The sequence below is a fragment of the Paenimyroides ceti genome, assembly GCF_030409925.1.
The window spans coordinates 2,233,822-2,249,443 of sequence record NZ_JAUFQU010000001.1 but is presented as its reverse complement, the minus strand read 5'-3'; the positions used below and the strand labels follow the sequence as shown (position 1 = coordinate 2,249,443).

17 protein-coding genes are annotated in these 15,622 nt (G+C 35.2%); 9 read left to right on the top strand and 8 right to left on the bottom strand.

The features are described from left to right. Positions 1–4: 4 nt before the first annotated feature. Complete coding sequence (dnaA, locus tag QW060_RS11245; protein WP_290363662.1) at positions 5–1,447, bottom strand: chromosomal replication initiator protein DnaA; 1,443 nt, start codon at positions 1,445–1,447, stop codon at positions 5–7. 181 nt (positions 1,448–1,628) lie between these two features. Here dnaA and QW060_RS11240 point away from each other — a divergent pair, with 181 nt between their 5' ends. Then, positions 1,629–2,030, top strand: a complete 402-nt coding sequence (locus QW060_RS11240) for an acyl-CoA thioesterase (protein ID WP_290363661.1) — start codon at positions 1,629–1,631, stop codon at positions 2,028–2,030. Positions 2,031–2,106: 76 nt separating this feature from the next. Further along, on the top strand, positions 2,107–2,826 hold the full coding sequence (locus QW060_RS11235) for a hypothetical protein (protein ID WP_290363660.1): 720 nt from the start codon (positions 2,107–2,109) through the stop codon (positions 2,824–2,826). Here QW060_RS11235 and QW060_RS11230 read toward each other — a convergent pair whose 3' ends face one another. Both QW060_RS11230 and ribD read right to left on the bottom strand, forming a co-directional pair. Next, positions 2,827–3,441 carry an IMPACT family protein gene (locus QW060_RS11230; RefSeq protein WP_290363659.1) on the bottom strand — a complete coding sequence of 205 codons (615 nt, stop codon included), beginning with the start codon at positions 3,439–3,441 and terminating at the stop codon, positions 2,827–2,829. Between the two features lies 1 nt (position 3,442). Further along, positions 3,443–4,483, bottom strand: a complete 1,041-nt coding sequence (gene ribD, locus QW060_RS11225; protein WP_290363658.1) for a bifunctional diaminohydroxyphosphoribosylaminopyrimidine deaminase/5-amino-6-(5-phosphoribosylamino)uracil reductase RibD — start codon at positions 4,481–4,483, stop codon at positions 3,443–3,445. Between the two features lie 39 nt (positions 4,484–4,522). Here ribD and prmC point away from each other — a divergent pair, with 39 nt between their 5' ends. Next, on the top strand, positions 4,523–5,371 hold the full coding sequence (gene prmC / locus QW060_RS11220; RefSeq protein WP_290363657.1) for a peptide chain release factor N(5)-glutamine methyltransferase: 849 nt from the start codon (positions 4,523–4,525) through the stop codon (positions 5,369–5,371). 112 nt (positions 5,372–5,483) lie between these two features. Next, on the top strand, positions 5,484–6,098 hold the full coding sequence (locus tag QW060_RS11215; RefSeq protein ID WP_290363656.1) for a hypothetical protein: 615 nt from the start codon (positions 5,484–5,486) through the stop codon (positions 6,096–6,098). A gap of 79 nt (positions 6,099–6,177) precedes the next feature. Here the strand turns inward: QW060_RS11215 and QW060_RS11210 are convergent, their stop codons facing one another. Next, complete coding sequence (locus QW060_RS11210; RefSeq protein ID WP_290363655.1) at positions 6,178–7,419, bottom strand: ABC transporter permease; 1,242 nt, start codon at positions 7,417–7,419, stop codon at positions 6,178–6,180. 132 nt (positions 7,420–7,551) lie between these two features. Between QW060_RS11210 and hisS the strand changes: the two genes are divergently transcribed. From hisS to QW060_RS11195, 3 genes are all read left to right on the top strand, one after another. Next, on the top strand, positions 7,552–8,922 hold the full coding sequence (gene hisS / locus QW060_RS11205) for a histidine--tRNA ligase (RefSeq protein ID WP_290363654.1): 1,371 nt from the start codon (positions 7,552–7,554) through the stop codon (positions 8,920–8,922). Positions 8,923–9,094: 172 nt separating this feature from the next. Further along, positions 9,095–9,532, top strand: a complete 438-nt coding sequence (locus QW060_RS11200) for a hypothetical protein (RefSeq protein ID WP_290363653.1) — start codon at positions 9,095–9,097, stop codon at positions 9,530–9,532. Positions 9,533–9,550: 18 nt separating this feature from the next. Then, positions 9,551–10,135, top strand: coding sequence for a globin family protein (locus tag QW060_RS11195; protein ID WP_290363652.1), 585 nt, complete (start codon positions 9,551–9,553; stop codon positions 10,133–10,135). Between the two features lie 110 nt (positions 10,136–10,245). On the opposite strand, the gene QW060_RS11190 is transcribed toward QW060_RS11195, so the two are convergent. The 4 genes from QW060_RS11190 to recF form a co-directional block, all read right to left on the bottom strand. Continuing rightward, the gene (locus QW060_RS11190) at positions 10,246–10,809 is read right to left on the bottom strand and encodes an RNA polymerase sigma factor (protein WP_290363651.1); all 564 of its coding nucleotides are present in this window, start codon (positions 10,807–10,809) and stop codon (positions 10,246–10,248) included. A 4-nt stretch (positions 10,810–10,813) separates the two neighbouring features. Next, the gene (locus QW060_RS11185; RefSeq protein WP_290363650.1) at positions 10,814–11,905 is read right to left on the bottom strand and encodes a glycosyltransferase; all 1,092 of its coding nucleotides are present in this window, start codon (positions 11,903–11,905) and stop codon (positions 10,814–10,816) included. A 65-nt stretch (positions 11,906–11,970) separates the two neighbouring features. After that, positions 11,971–12,990 (bottom strand): UDP-N-acetylmuramate dehydrogenase, encoded by a 1,020-nt coding sequence (gene murB, locus QW060_RS11180; RefSeq protein WP_290363649.1) that lies wholly within the window; start codon positions 12,988–12,990, stop codon positions 11,971–11,973. 35 nt (positions 12,991–13,025) lie between these two features. Then, on the bottom strand, positions 13,026–14,105 hold the full coding sequence (gene recF / locus QW060_RS11175) for a DNA replication/repair protein RecF (protein ID WP_290363648.1): 1,080 nt from the start codon (positions 14,103–14,105) through the stop codon (positions 13,026–13,028). A gap of 130 nt (positions 14,106–14,235) precedes the next feature. Here recF and QW060_RS11170 point away from each other — a divergent pair, with 130 nt between their 5' ends. Together QW060_RS11170 and ribH are read left to right on the top strand one after the other, a co-directional pair. After that, on the top strand, positions 14,236–15,006 hold the full coding sequence (locus QW060_RS11170) for a tetratricopeptide repeat protein (protein ID WP_290363647.1): 771 nt from the start codon (positions 14,236–14,238) through the stop codon (positions 15,004–15,006). Positions 15,007–15,013: 7 nt separating this feature from the next. Continuing rightward, on the top strand, positions 15,014–15,499 hold the full coding sequence (gene ribH, locus QW060_RS11165) for a 6,7-dimethyl-8-ribityllumazine synthase (protein ID WP_290363646.1): 486 nt from the start codon (positions 15,014–15,016) through the stop codon (positions 15,497–15,499). The last annotated feature ends 123 nt before the right edge of the window (positions 15,500–15,622 follow it).

The following is a 15,622-nucleotide window of genomic DNA, read 5'->3' as shown; positions in this document are numbered from 1 at the left end:
TCATTTATATAGAAAGTTTGTTGTTGATATCTTCAAAGAAAGCTTTGAATTGTTTGTCTGTTTCTAACAGATTATCTACAGTTTTGCAAGCATGTAAAACAGTAGCATGGTCACGATCACCTATTTGTGAACCGATATTCGCAAGAGAGGCTTTGGTATATTTTTTAGCAAAAAACATAGCCAATTGTCTCGCCTGTACAATATTTCTTTTGCGTGATTTTGAACGCAGAGTATCTAAATCTAACTTAAAGTAATCAGAAACTACTTTTTGTATATAATCAATAGAAATTTCGCGTTTCACATTTTTAACAAATTTGTCAACAACGCTTTTTGCAAGTTCTAAAGTAATTTCTCTTTTGTTAAAAGAAGATTGTGCAATAAGGGAAATGATTGCGCCCTCCAGTTCCCGGATGTTACTCTTAATACTTTTTGCTACATACTCAATGACTTCCTGAGGCATTTCTACCCCATCACGGTATAAAATATTTTTCAAAATATTTACACGGGTTTCAAAATCAGGATGCTGGATTTCTGCTGATAATCCCCATTTAAAACGCGACAAGAGACGTTGCTCTATATCCTGCATATCTACAGGGGCTTTATCAGAAGTCAGGATAACCTGCTTCCCGTTCTGATGCAAATAATTGAAAATATGAAAGAAAACATCCTGTGTACCCGATTTGCCGGATAAAAACTGGATATCATCTACAATAAGAATATCTATAAGCTGATAGAAATAGATAAAATCATTTCTGGTTTGTTTTCTTACCGAGTCTACATATTGTTGTGTAAATACTTCCGCTGAAATATACAAAACTGTTTTATCAGGGTGTTTGTCTTTGATCTCTACTCCGATTGCATGCGCTAAGTGAGTTTTCCCCAGACCCACACCTCCGTAGATCATTAAAGGATTAAAAGCAGTTCCTCCGGGTTTGTTGGCAACTGCCATACCTGCACTACGACCTAAGCGATTCGATTCCCCCTCCAGAAAATTATCAAAGCTGTAGTTGGAATTGAGTTGTGATTCTATTTTTACGTTGCGGATACCCGGAATCACAAAAGGATTTTTGATTTCCGGATTTTTTGTTTGTATGGGTACGTCGAGCTCCTGAGTCTTTACAGGTTCACGCTGACTGCTTGGTAGTTGTTCCGTAAAAGGCTGCTTGTTGCCCTGCGTATTTTCCATACGAATCTTATAAAGAAGCCGGGCATTATGTCCCAGTTCCTTTATCAAAGCTGATTTTAATATCTTTACATAATGTTCTTCCAGCCATTCATAAAAAAACTTACTGGGTACCTGAATATACAATGCATTTTCTGTAGTCAGTTCAATTGCAACAATCGGTTCAAACCATGTTTTGAAAGCTTGCTCATCTATATTGTCTTTTATGAATTGAAGACAACGAGTCCATACAGATTCTGCAGTTTTATTCGTATAATCAAGCATTTTTTGTGAATATTATTTTGTTAATTTGGTCATGAAAGAAAAATAGATAATTCTCTTCTTTTAGTATGACAAATATGTGAACAAAATTTGTTTAAAAAAAACTATTTGCTGTTTGATTTTTAAAAAAAAAATTGTAAGTAATATTTAATTCAATATCAACCTAAAAATAAGATAAAAAATAATGAAAAAATTCGATGTCAGTCTGCGTGTTCGTTATGCAGAAACCGATCAGATGGGAGTAGTGTATCACGGAAATTATGCACAGTATTTTGAAATAGGAAGAGTGGAATGGCTTAGAAATCAAGGTGTTTCCTATAAGTGGATGGAAGAAAATGGTATCATGCTGCCTGTAGTTTCTTTGAGTATGGATTATAAAAAACCTGCCCGGTATGATGACCTGCTTACCATCACAACCATCTTTAAAAAACAGTCTTCTGTGAAGATAGAATTTGACTATGAAATACATAATGAAAAAGGGGAGTTGTTAACAACCGGATACTCCATGTTGGTCTTTGTTGATATGAAAACAGGCCGTCCGGTAGCACCACCGGATTATATTCTGGATAAGCTGAAAAACATCTGAATTGGACCCTATGTTTAACTAAATGTTAATACGTGTTTTGATTCGCGTAAGAAAATGTATTTTTACAAGAAAACGTATGAGAGCAATTTTATTTTTACTATTCGTTACTTCGGTTTGTTTTGGTCAGGATCGGAAGTTGTTAAAGGGGACAGTGAGTACACAGCATGAAATAACTGATCCGGTGCGCGTGGTCAATGTTACTTCAGGTGAAGAAGTGTATACGGGAAGAAAAGGAAGTTATCAGATAAAAGCAAAATTAAATGATGTACTGTCTTTTTCTCATATAGAGTTTATCGAGCAGAAGATCACTATTTCTGATCCGATATTAAAACGCAACCGACTCGATATTTTTTTATCAAGTAATATGACGGTGCTTAAAGAACTTTATATTGATAAAACAGATACTTTGAATGCTTCTTTAGGGTTTGGTAAAATGGATATGACACCAGCTGAGAAATCATTATATGCAAGCAATCAGTTTTCTCCCGGAGAAGGAGTTACAGGTGTAAAGCTGGATGGATTGCTAAACCGCCTTTCCGGACGTCACAAAATGCTGAAAAACTGGTTGAAATTAGAGACTAACGAAACTAATGTAAAGAAATTTAAACAGATTTTTCCTGAAGAATATTTACAGGAAGAGCTCAAAATCAAACCTGAAGATTTTAATTTATTCATCTATACAATAGTTGAACAGGAGGGATTTGATATTCATATGGTACAAAAGTCGATTACCTATATCCAGTTTTTACAGGAGCATGCCAGAAATTTTAGAAAATCGATGGAATATGAAAACTGATCATTTTTCGTCTTTATAACGGATTTCCACTTCATATACCTGATCAAAAGCATCATGTACAGCTGCTGCTTCCTGTAGACGGACAGCTAATTCAAACTCACAGCTCAGCTCCATTTTTTGGCGTATGAGCTGTATGTTTTTTTCCTTTATAATGCGCATTACCTTATTCATATTTTTATAATCAAATGAAACGATAAAGTGTACATCTATGGTTCGTTCCTCAATTTCTGCCACTTCCAGAGCCATTTGTGCTGCTGTTTTATAAGCCTGTACCAGACCGCCAACACCTAATTTTATTCCGCCAAAGTAGCGCACAACCACTACAAGAACGTTGGTGACATCAAAAGACTGAATCTGTCCGTATATAGGCATTCCCGCACTATTATTAGGTTCGCCATCGTCATTGGCACGGAAATATATCTGTTGAGTTCCTAATTGAAAAGCATAACACCAGTGGCGTGCTGTGTAATGCTCTTTTTTTAATTTTTCCAACAGTTCTTTTACTTCATCTTCCGTTGTTACCGGATACGCATAACCATAAAACTTACTGTTTTTTTCTTTAAAAAGGATTTCTTCTGAGGCGGTTACCAGTGTTTTATAAGTATCTTTTTCCAAATCAGTTGTTTTTTAGAAGGAGCAGACGGTCTTCTGCAACAGATTCAACAGTCCGGCTTTTATAAGTTCTTATCAAAGGAGCTTTTATACCATTATTAAGTACGATATTGCTTTCAAAAATACGTGCTTCATCCCATATATTAGCTTGAATAAAAGCCTGTAATGTTTGGAGTCCGCCTTCAATGATAATGGATTGAATCTGACGCTTGTAACAAATGTCCATAATCTGCGGTATGACAGCTGTTTCAAAATCTATTTTTTCATAGGAAACGGTGTCTATAGGTGTTTCAGATTGCGCGGTAATACAAATGGTTGAAGCGAAATCATCAGTGATAGCATACGCTGAGGAGATTTTTAAATCCCGGTCTATATACATTCTTATGGGGTTTCTCCCTTTCCAGCTTCTGACGGTCAGAGACGGATTATCATCAATGATGGTTTGTGTTCCCACCAGAATAGCTTGCTCTTCACTTCGCCATTTATGAGTGAGTTGTCGGGAATATATATTAGAAATCCAAACGGGTTTGAGTTCTTCTTTATGTAAGGGTGCGATAAAACCATCAGCTGAAGCTGCCCATTTTAAAATTACATACGGACGCTTTTTTTCGTGGTAAGCAAAAAACCTTTTATGAGATTCCCGGCATTGTTCTTCCAGAACGCCTAATGTCACTTCTATACCGTGATCCTGAAGTTTTTTGATTCCCTTACCGGAAACTTCAGCAAAAGTATCGATACATCCTATTACTACCCGTGGTATTTTTTTTGTGATAATCAAATCGCTACAGGGAGGTGTCTTGCCATGATGACTACAGGGTTCCAATGAAACATACAGAGTAGATTGCTGTAACAACTCCTGATCTTCTACACTGTTAATGGCGTTGACTTCTGCATGAGCTCCCCCATAAGCAGATGTGAATCCTTCACCAATAATCGTATCTTTGTACACAATAACAGCACCTACCGAAGGGTTAGGCATTGCAGCTGCCAAACCAATCCGGGCAAGTTGTAAACAGCGATCCATGTATTTTTCGTGTGTGGTCATGAGCAGTTTTTTGCAAATTTAAAAGTTTAAAACGAATAGATGAATTTAAAAGACTATAAAACACAATTTATAAATGCTTTACTTACCGTTGTAGAAGAAGAAGAGGCCAACAGCTTTTTTTATATAGCACTGGATGAGTTGATGCATATGCGCAGGGTAGATCTGGTACTGCAAGAGGTTGTGCTGAGTGCTGAACAGCTTGCGCAATGGCAGGGGGTACTGGAACAATTGCTTACAGAAAAGCCGATACAGTATGTATTTAGTAAAGCTTATTTCTATGGATTGGAATTCTCAGTAAATGAACATACCCTCATACCGAGACCCGAAACGGAAGAACTGGTGGAATGGATTATACATACGGTAAAACAGCAACCTTTAAAGCAATGGCGTATTCTGGATATCGGTACCGGGAGTGGATGCATACCGGTTACACTTGCAAAAAATATTTCCAATGCTGTTGTTACATCTATGGATGTATCTGAAAAAGCATTGGAAGTTGCGAAAAGAAATGCAGATCATAATGGCGTATCGGTGCGTTTTTTACATCAGGATGTTCTCAAAACTGTTTCTATCGAAGAATATGATCTTATTGTTTCGAATCCACCGTATGTACGCCATCTTGAAAAAATTGAAATTCAGAAAAATGTCCTGGGATATGAGCCTCATCTCGCTTTGTTTGTAGATGATAGTAATCCGTTACTGTTTTATCGTAAGATTACGGAACTGGCAGATGCGTTTCTGGCTCCTGGCGGACACTTGTTTTTTGAAATCAATCAGTATCTGGCTAATGAAACATTAGCGCTGTTTGAAAATACACGCTTGAAAACTACTGAACTCAGAAAAGATATGAGAGGAAATGATCGTATGGTTCATGCTGAGAAAAAGTAACAAAAGACGATTTTATCTTAAAACCATAGGGTAGATTTACTAAAATGTATAACAGGTTTGTAGGGTATATGCTTTATAAAAAGTACTTTTGTGATTCATTAAAAAATAAATTATGAAAATAGTATGGGCTGTTTCTGCTTTATTTTTGCTGGTTTCATGCAAAAAAGAGCTTACTCAGAAACAATTAGAAAAAGACTTCGCTACTGAATATTGCGATTGTCTGAGCAAACAATCTGATAAAACTCCTGAACAATTGATAGGAGAGGAAACTATTAAATGTGTAGAAGACTTTTTTAAGAAAAGAGAAAAAGATGAGGCTGCTTTCAGAGCGCTTATCGCTACGAAAGGATATGATGCTTCCCTTTCAGAATTCGATAAAGGAAAGTTGTTCGGCAGAGAAATTGTTGTAAATGCAGCAGAAGATTTGGTTAATAACTGTGATATTTATGTAAAATCTCTGAACACGATTAAAGACAATATGAAAAAGCAGATATTGGCACAAGGTGGAGAGAATGCTATTGCTACTGCTATCGAGAATTTAAAATCTATGGAATCTTCTATTGTTTCTATGGGCAAAACAGATCAGTCTAATTACTATCTGAGTTTGGGAATTCTGCATGAATTTTTGAACGATACTAAACAGGCAGTTGTTTTCTACGAAAAGTCATTAGCGGCTGACCCGACAACTGAAGCCCGAGCTTATAAAATGTTGCTTGAGAAAAAATAAAAATTCTTTTTAAAAATCATGAGACATCATTACCTGTAAGGTGTGTATGTCTCATTTTTTTATCTGTGAGTTGTCGTATTTATTCATAACGCAAAGCCTCTACCGGATCCAGTTTTGAAGCTTTTATTGCCGGGTATAGGCCGGAAATAATGGCAACTACAAAAGAAGTGATGATAGCAGCTATTATTGCCATCCACGGAATTACAAATGCAAAACCAATGATTTTTGTAAAAATATAACCGGTAAGCAATCCCAGAATCATTCCTACCAATCCACCTAATTGACTGATGACAATAGTTTCTGTAAAAAACTGAAATAAAATGGTGTTTTTCTTAGCGCCGAGTGATTTGCGGATTCCGATCTCTTTAGTTCGTTCCGTTACAGAAACCAACATAATATTCATAAGAGCAATGGAAGAGCCGAAAATGGTAATAACCCCTATCATCCAGGCAATAGCGGTAAGCATTACCGTCTGATTCTTAAGAGATTCTATTAAATCATCACTTCTGCGGATTCCGAAGTTGCTTTCCTGAGACGGATTTAGGCCTCTTATCTGACGCATTTTGAGAGTAGCTTCGTCAATTGTGGTATTGAGCAACTCATTCTGAGTGACCAGTGTCTGTATCTCATAATCAATATTGGCTAAAGTAAAAATACCACGGGCAATATTCAGAGGGATAAAAGCTCTTAAATCCTGCTTATTGCCAAAGATGGATCCTTTTTCTTTTAAAATTCCGATGACTTTGAATTTCGTTCCGCGAATGGATACTATTTTATCAATAGGATTAGTGTCCTTAAAAAGGCCTTTTGCAAAATCAGCTCCTAAAATACAGACAGCATTGTTGTTTTTTACATCGAATTCATTAAACGGTCTTCCGTTTTCAAATTCAAGTCCGCTATTCGTAAAATAATATTCGTCCGCTCCGATAATCGATACTTCCGGATCTGTCTTTTTAGATTCGTATTTTACCTCTGTAGTACTTGATGCTGTGAAAGAAATTGACGTTGTAATATATGATTTATCAAGGCTTTCTTTAAAAGCTTTTGCCTGATTATAATTAATAACCGGATTTATTTTTACATCATTATTTCCTGAACTGATCTGTGATGAATAATCATATCGGCTGATGTTAAAGGTGTTGGCGCCCATTGAGGCGAAATTGCTAAACAAAGTATTTTCCAGTGCGCTAACAGCAGATAAAATACCTACCAACGCCCATATACCAGACGCTATGATAAATACCGTAAGTATGGTACGCAATAATTGGCTTCGGATAGCGCCTAATGCAATTTTTGTATTTTCAAAAAGCAGTTTCAACATATATCTATTGGTAGTTACAGTACTAAAAATGTTACAATAAAATCAAAATTATTTTATTCCGAAAAAATAAAGTAGGATATTTGTTGACCGATCTTTTTATAAGGTTATAAATAAAAATAAAATAGTTTAAAAATGGCACAAAAACCAAGTATTCCAAAAGGTACAAGAGATTTTTCTCCAAATGAAGTAACAAAACGTCAGTATATAATTGCTACGATTAAAAAACATTTTGAGCATTTTGGTTTTCAGCCTATCGAAACACCTTCTTTTGAAAATTTAGATACTTTGATGGGTAAATACGGGGAAGAAGGTGACCGGTTGATTTTTAAAATATTGAATTCAGGAGATAAAGTAAAGAAAGCCAATATACAGGCACTGGAAGAGAATAATCTGGCACTTTTTTCTAATTCATTGTCAGAGAAAGCACTTCGGTATGATTTAACAGTTCCTTTTGCCCGTTATGTTGTACAACATCAGAATGAGATTGATTTTCCATTCAGACGCTATCAGATACAACCAGTGTGGCGGGCAGATAATCCTCAAAAAGGAAGATTCAGAGAGTTTTATCAGTGTGATGCTGATGTTGTAGGCTCAAAATCTCTTTGGCAGGAAGTAGAACTTATACAACTATACGATGCAGTATTTACAGATTTGAAAGTAGAAGGTGTAACGATAAAAGTAAACAACCGAAAAATTTTATCAGGTATTGCTGAAGTTATTGGTGCAAAAGATAAATTGATTGATTTTACAGTAGCTTTGGATAAGTTAGATAAAATAGGAGAAGACGGTGTTAAAAAAGAAATGCTGGCTAAAGGAATTTCTGAACAGGCATTAGAGAAAGTGCAACCACTGTTTGCATTTTCAGGAACTTTTTCAGAGAAAATTACTCAGCTTTCTGCTCTTTTAGAAAGTTCAGAAGAAGGTCGTAAAGGTGTAGAAGAATTACGATTTATCTGCGATGCTATTGATAAAATCGGTCTGCAGTCGGCTGTGCTCAATCTGGATGTCACACTCGCAAGAGGATTAAATTATTACACAGGAGCGATTTTTGAAGTGGCGGCTCCTGAAACTGTAAAATTAGGTTCTATTGGCGGTGGTGGAAGGTATGACGATCTTACCGGGATTTTCGGGCTTAAAAATGTAGGAGGTGTTGGGATTTCTTTTGGATTAGATCGTATATATCTTGTTTTGGAAGAGTTGAATGCATTTCCTGAAACGGTATCTTCGACCTCAAAAGTATTATTTCTGAATTATGGCGATGATGAAATCTTATATGTACTGCCTGCTTTGAAGAAACTCAGAGAAGCCGGAATCAAATCTGAGTTATATCCTGACAAAGCTAAAATGGACAAGCAATATAAGTACGCTGATAAAAAAGGCATACAGTATGTGGTAATTGCAGGAGAAACAGAGAAAAATAATAATATATTCATTTTGAAAAATCTGGTAACCGGAGATCAAAAACAGTTGACAACGGCGCAGCTTATTTCGGAGTTGTCATAAAATATTTGTTCCTTATTCTATTATCCAAAAGCGGTTCTTAAATTAAGAACCGCTTTTTTTATTTAAAATCAGAACATTATATTTTTTTTGTTAAAAATTAGGTAATACTAAATCCAAATTTATGATTCTATCGTACATACTATAAAAGGTAATCTATAAAAATACAAAAGCTATGAATTTAAAAAAGACTCTTAAAATTGTTGGTGGAAGTGTAGGGGGGATTATATTGATATTATTTGTTATTCTCGTTGTGCATATTGCTACCGCAAAATCTGTTGAATTAGATAATAATACGCTTCAAATCAGTCGTATGGATTTTAATAAGCCATTGGACAGTTTGGAAAGAAAACAAATTTTATCGGATTTAAAGTCAATACCCGGAGTAAAGAAAGAACATCTCAATATGGAAACCGGAGTGCTTGTCTATTATCATGATAACACCATCATTAGTGCAAAAGAGGTTTGGGAACAGATGGTTGCCAAAAGGAATTATTCTGTTGCTCAATATGTAGTTTCAGCAGAAGCGGCAAGCAAGCAGGTATGTCCTGTTGGAAATTCAGATAGTTTTAGTTATAAGTTTTCGAGAGGGGTACAACGTCTCTTTAATTAATTTTTAAATATAAATAGTATGAAGACAAAATTTACAAAAATTGCAGTTTTAGTTGTTTTATTAGCCACAGCAGGTGGTATGATCTCCTGTGGGGATGATGATAATGTGACGCCACAGGAGAAGTCGCTTTATCAAAAATTGGGTGGATTTGAAAAAGTCCCTGATCCTAATAATCCCGGACAGATGATTGAAAAAGGACGTTTAAGTTATCGCTCAGTAGTCGATAGTACTATTATGCTTATTGTGAGTGATATAGGTACAGGTGCATCCGGAAATCTTGGAATGCACTTTGCTCCGATAGTTGCTGAGGTAGGTTCCGGAAATACAACCAAAGTAGCTGTTCTGAGTAAAAATTTGACCGACTTCTTTTCAGCAAATACTGGAGGTGGAGCAACAAATACATATTCAGGACTCAACATGGTTGAGGCTCATAATCCCGCAACTAATCCAAGAATGGGGAAAAAAGCAAACAATGCTGATTATGATAAATTTATTGGATATGTAGGTGCAGCAGCAGGACTGAATGGTGTTACTGATCCTAAGATTATTGGGGAAGTTGTTAGCGTTTTAGAATCTTTGAGAGCTCCTATTGTACAGGAATAATTGAGTTCATATCTTATGTTTTTTAATATTACAAAAGACCTTTCCAAAAAGAAGGTCTTTTGTTTTTATACGTTTTTACCCAACATTAAAATACTATATGTTGATGAATATTATTTTTTTTGTATCAATTCTGTCAGTAGTTTTTTTGCTCTAAGCAATTTTACCTTAACATTTCCTATGGGTTCTTCTAACTTTTCTGAGATTTCGTTATAAGAAAGCTCCTGAAAGAAACGCAGCTGTATGATCTCCTGATAATGAGGCTTTAGCTGTTTTATATATTGTTTTAACGTAAGCAGTTTCTGTTCCTGTATCAGCTGGTCTTCTATAGAAGGAGAATCATCAATGATGTCAAAAAAGAAATTTTTATTGTTTTCATCAATTTCAACAAAATGGGTGGATTTTCTCTTGCGGATCATGTCTATATGTACATTTTTGGCAATGGAGATGAGCCAGGTGTTAAACTTGAATTGTTCGTTGTATGTATTAATTTTGTCAAATGCTTTTGAAAATGTTTCGATGGTTATGTCTTCAGCATCGGTTTCATTTGCAGTTTGTTTAAACATAAAGCCATATACTTCATTCCAGAAGTGATTGAGTAAAGCGGTAAAAGCTGCCTGATCACCGGTTTTTGCTTTCTGAATAACGCTTTGTATGTTAGCCGGAGTTATTTCCACAGATTTATTTTGAATTAAAAACAGACTTTAAAGATACATTTATTAATGTGATTAATTGTGCAATTTCTATTAAAGGAAATGTTAAAGCTAAATCAGGCTGTTGAAATTTTTTGACTGCTTTTGATGCAATCAGCCATACAAACAGAAAGCGGAAAATAAGAAGTGCCACTACAATTTCCCACTCTATCTGAAGGATTAAAAGCACAATTGCCATAAGATAAAAGCACAGTTGTGATATATTAAAAAGTTTGATCTTGAATCTTGTAGCAAACTTAAAGGTATTCAGTAGCTGAGAATGTTCTTTTTTTAACGATACAAACTGGCGGTAATTTTTTAGCACAGGTACAATTAACGTCGCAGAAGATTGTTCGCATAAGGTGGTGTTTTTACCTGTTGCAGCCTGATTGACAAAAAGATCATTTTCATATTTAGGGTTCTGCATATGATCAATAAAACCTTTCACCTTATAAAATTCCTCTTTCTTATAGGCGATGTTTTTAAGATTGACCGTAAAAGGATTTCCTGTTCGCGTCCATGCAAAACTGTGTAGTTGATTCCAGATCATATCATAACGAATGATCTTATTGAAAAAGCCTTTCTTTTTCTCATACATGCTTGTTCCTAATACAATGGTTTTATTAAGCGTAAAATGAGAACTCATCTGCATAAGCCATGTTTCTGATGAAGGTCTGTTTTCAGCATCGATAAATAATAAATATTCGTGTTTTGAAGCTTTTATGCCCAGTGTAAGAGCATATTTTTTACTTCCCCAAAATGCCTGATTATTTTCTACGTCAACAATGCGGATGTTCGGATACATAGAAGCATATTCTTTAAAGATGTCAAGGGTTTCGTCAAATGAAGCATTGTTGACCAGTACCAGTTCAAATTCATGGTAATTTTGGTTCAGTAGTAATGGCATTATTTTTCGTACCTCTTCAGCATTATTTTTTGCATAAAGAATAACGGATACCGGTATGCGTTTCGGGTTGTTTTCAGCAGGTTGGGAAAATACAAATTCTCTGAAAATACCTAAGTAATAAAATAATTGAACAATAACGATACCAATAAAGATATAGAGTAATGTTAGCAGCATGTTTTATATGTTTCAATTTGGTAGGCAAAAATACCGTTAACTTAACAGATGTACAACTATAAACGTTAAATTATATTGACTTCAGGGCTTATTTCGATGCCAAAAACTTCTTTTACTTTTGACTGAATTTCATAAGCCAGTGTAATTAATTCATTTCCTGTTGCATTTCCATAATTTACCAATACCAATGCCTGTCTTTGATGTACTCCGGCATCGCCTCTTCGAAATCCTTTATAGCCTGCCTTTTCAATCAACCAGCCTGCAGGTATCTTTACTTCATTTTCACTGACACTATAATAAGGAGCTTCCGGAAAACGTAGAATGAATTCATCAAAAGCGGTTTTTGAAATGATCGGATTTTTGAAAAAACTTCCACTGTTTCCAATTTCAGCAGGATTAGGTAGTTTGGATGAACGGATGGCAATAACCGCATCACTGATGTCTTTTATAGTCGGTACGGTAATATTTCGCTTGGTCAGTTCATTCTGTATATCACCATAAGCGGTTTTTAGAATGTGATTTTTCTTGGTAAGCCTGAAACGCACTGATAAGATGACATGTTTGTTTTTGGCTTCGTTTTTAAAAATACTTTCCCGATATCCGAATTTACATTCGGCATTAGAAAATTGTTCCGTTTCTAAGGTTTCAATATTCAATGTGGTACATGAAATAAAAATATCTTTAATTTCCACTCCATAGGCTCCTACATTTTGCATTGGAGCAGTACCGACATTTCCATATATCAAAGATAAATTTTCGAGTCCTCCATATCCGTGCGCAATAGACCACAGTACCAGTTCATGCAATATTTCTCCTGATTGTACCTCAATGATAACATGGTCTTCAGTTTCATCTTTAATTTCAATTCCCTTTAAATCTACTTTTATGACCAGTGCATCAAAAAAATCTTTTGTGAAAAGCAAATTACTTCCTCCTCCTAAGAAGAATAAGTTTTCTTTGTCTTTGTACGTCTCAATCAGATTTTTTAGAACAGTGGTATCTGTTACAGAAGCAAACCATTTTGCTTTGGTGTCAATACCAAATGTATTATAGTTTTTTAAAGAATAGTTGGGAATTAGCGTCATATTTTATAGGTATTGCGAACAAAATGAGTTAAGAGTTATAACGGAAATATTTCATAATCAAGATGGGTTGATTTTACAATCAGTTCCGTACGGTCTTCATGCGTATCAGTTATAAAAAGCTGACCAAAGGTTTCATCATTCACCATGTCAACAATTTGCTGTACCCGCTGTGCATCTAATTTGTCAAAAATATCATCAAATAATAAAATAGGCAATACACCACTCTGCTTTTTTATAAAATCAAATTGCGCCAGTTTTAAAGCGATCAAAAAAGATTTCTGCTGACCTTGTGAGCCATATTTTTTTATAGGATGGTGGGCTATCTCAAAAGAGAGATCATCTTTGTGAATGCCAACAGATGTATATTGTAAAACACGGTCTTTGCTTAAGAACTCTTCAAAAAGTATTGCTAGAGGCTGTTCAGAGAGCTGACTGGTATAGACCAGTTGTACTTCTTCCGCATTTCCGGTAATCTTTTCATGGTATTTTTTGAATATGGGAACAAAAATTTCCATAAAGTCTTTTCGCTTTTGGTATATAGAAGTTCCTAATGAGGAGAGTTGTTCATTATATATACTCAGCGTTTCCGGATCAAAAACCCGGTTCAGGGCAAAATATTTAAGTAGCGCATTGCGTTGTGACAATACCTTTTGATAGTGGATTAACTCTTGCAGATAAACAGCATCTAACTGTGAAATAACTGTATCAATAAATTTTCTGCGGGTATCACTCCCTTCGGAGATCAAATCCTGATCTGAAGGGGAAATGATTACTAAAGGGATGAGTCCGATATGCTCCGATAATTTGTCATAAATCTTTCCATTGCGTTTAACTACTTTCTTTTGTCCCTTTTTAAGGCTGCAGACAATTTGTTCCTTACGTTCCTTTTTATCAAATAACCCATCAATCACAAAAAAATCTTCGTTGTGCTGAATATTCTGAGAGGCTATCGGGTTGAAATAACTTTTGCCATACGCCAGATAGTAAATGGCATCCAGAATATTGGTCTTTCCAATGCCATTTTTTCCTACGAAACAATTTATCTTTTTATCGAAAGCAAATTGCTTGTCGGTAATGTTTTTGAAGTTAACAATGGAAAGTTTTGATAAATACACGAATACGATTTTCGATTAAAAATAATGCCCGATTTTTAAAGCTGTACAAATTTCCGAAAAAATATCGACAAAAAGGGCTTTCATATATGAATAAAAATCCTATTTTTGCCCAATAAAATTTAAAAATATTATGGCAACTTATAATAAAAGAGGTTATAAAGCTCCGAAACCAGTTGATGAAAACGGCGCAGAAACAGAATTTGTAAACGGACAGGAAAGTGAAACCGCTGAGGTTTTTAATACGTTGGATTCTAAAGCGGCTAAAATTGGTGGTTGGTTTACAAGAAATCAAAAAGGTATATTTGCTGTTATTGGTGTCTTGGCTGTAGCTGCTGTAGGATATTTGGGATACCAGCATTTTATTTTAGAGCCAAAAGAAGATAAAGCTGCAAATGAGATGTTCCAGGCACAGGAATATTTCAATCAGGCAATCAATGGAACTTCAAATGATTCTTTGTTCAATTTAGCATTGAATGGAGGAGAAGGTAAATTAGGATTTTTAGGAATAGCTGAGGCGTATTCAGGAACACAATCTGCTTCTCTGGCAAATTATTATGCGGGGATTTCTTACCTGAATATGGGTAAATATAAAGAAGCGATTCAGTATCTGGAGAAATTTTCTTCTAAAGATCTGATTTTACAATCTATGGCGTACGGAGCAATCGGTGATGCTTTTTCAGAATTAAACCAAAAAGAAGACGCTTTGGATTATTATAAAAAAGCGGCTACTCATAAACAAAATGATTTCTCTACACCGCGTTATGCATTTAAAGCTGGATTGGTAGCTTTAGACTTAGGGAAAAAAGATGAAGCATTGAAATTATTCAATGATATCAAAACAAATTATAAAACTACGGTAGAAGGATCTAATATTGATTTTTATATTGGTTTAGCAGAATAACGTATTTATGGCTACTGCAAATAAAAACTTATCAGAATACGATAAATCAACCCTCCCAAACGCGAAAGATCTTCGGTTTGGGATTGTTGTTTCTGAATGGAATGACAAAATTACTAATGGACTGTATCAGGGAGCTTATGATGTTTTAATCGATGTAGGAGCTCTTCCCGAAAATATCATAAGATGGAATGTCCCGGGTAGTTTTGAGCTTATTTTCGGTTCAAAAAAAATGATAGAAACCCAGAATGTAGATGTGGTCATCGCTATTGGTTGTGTTATTAAGGGAGAAACAATGCACTTTGAATTTGTATGCGAAGGGGTTACTCAGGGTATCAAAGATTTGAATGTGGCCTATAACATTCCTACCATTTTTTGTCTGTTGACAGATAACAATGAACAGCAATCTATTGACAGAAGCGGAGGTGTTCACGGAAACAAAGGAACAGAAGCTGCTGTTGCTGCTTTAAAAATGATTGAATTAAACAAAAGATAATGGTTTACCAACGATATCAAAAAATCTGTAATGTGAATTACAGATTTTTTTTATGACTTTTTTAAAGCATCCGGAGTCTTAAAACCTCATTTAAAAATCTTATTTTTGTGTTTAAATTTTTCA

What these genes read in the sequence shown, in the direction of transcription:
- dnaA (WP_290363662.1), bottom strand. Translation starts at nt 1,447, where the DNA reads ATGCTTGATTATACGAATAAAACTGCAGAATCTGTATGGACTCGTTGT.
- QW060_RS11240 (WP_290363661.1), top strand. Translation starts at nt 1,629, where the DNA reads ATGAAAAAATTCGATGTCAGTCTGCGTGTTCGTTATGCAGAAACCGAT.
- QW060_RS11235 (WP_290363660.1), top strand. Translation starts at nt 2,107, where the DNA reads ATGAGAGCAATTTTATTTTTACTATTCGTTACTTCGGTTTGTTTTGGT.
- ribD (WP_290363658.1), bottom strand. Translation starts at nt 4,483, where the DNA reads ATGACCACACACGAAAAATACATGGATCGCTGTTTACAACTTGCCCGG.
- prmC (WP_290363657.1), top strand. Translation starts at nt 4,523, where the DNA reads ATGAATTTAAAAGACTATAAAACACAATTTATAAATGCTTTACTTACC.
- QW060_RS11215 (WP_290363656.1), top strand. Translation starts at nt 5,484, where the DNA reads ATGAAAATAGTATGGGCTGTTTCTGCTTTATTTTTGCTGGTTTCATGC.
- QW060_RS11210 (WP_290363655.1), bottom strand. Translation starts at nt 7,419, where the DNA reads ATGTTGAAACTGCTTTTTGAAAATACAAAAATTGCATTAGGCGCTATC.
- hisS (WP_290363654.1), top strand. Translation starts at nt 7,552, where the DNA reads ATGGCACAAAAACCAAGTATTCCAAAAGGTACAAGAGATTTTTCTCCA.
- QW060_RS11200 (WP_290363653.1), top strand. Translation starts at nt 9,095, where the DNA reads ATGAATTTAAAAAAGACTCTTAAAATTGTTGGTGGAAGTGTAGGGGGG.
- QW060_RS11195 (WP_290363652.1), top strand. Translation starts at nt 9,551, where the DNA reads ATGAAGACAAAATTTACAAAAATTGCAGTTTTAGTTGTTTTATTAGCC.
- QW060_RS11185 (WP_290363650.1), bottom strand. Translation starts at nt 11,905, where the DNA reads ATGCTGCTAACATTACTCTATATCTTTATTGGTATCGTTATTGTTCAA.
- murB (WP_290363649.1), bottom strand. Translation starts at nt 12,990, where the DNA reads ATGACGCTAATTCCCAACTATTCTTTAAAAAACTATAATACATTTGGT.
- QW060_RS11170 (WP_290363647.1), top strand. Translation starts at nt 14,236, where the DNA reads ATGGCAACTTATAATAAAAGAGGTTATAAAGCTCCGAAACCAGTTGAT.
- ribH (WP_290363646.1), top strand. Translation starts at nt 15,014, where the DNA reads ATGGCTACTGCAAATAAAAACTTATCAGAATACGATAAATCAACCCTC.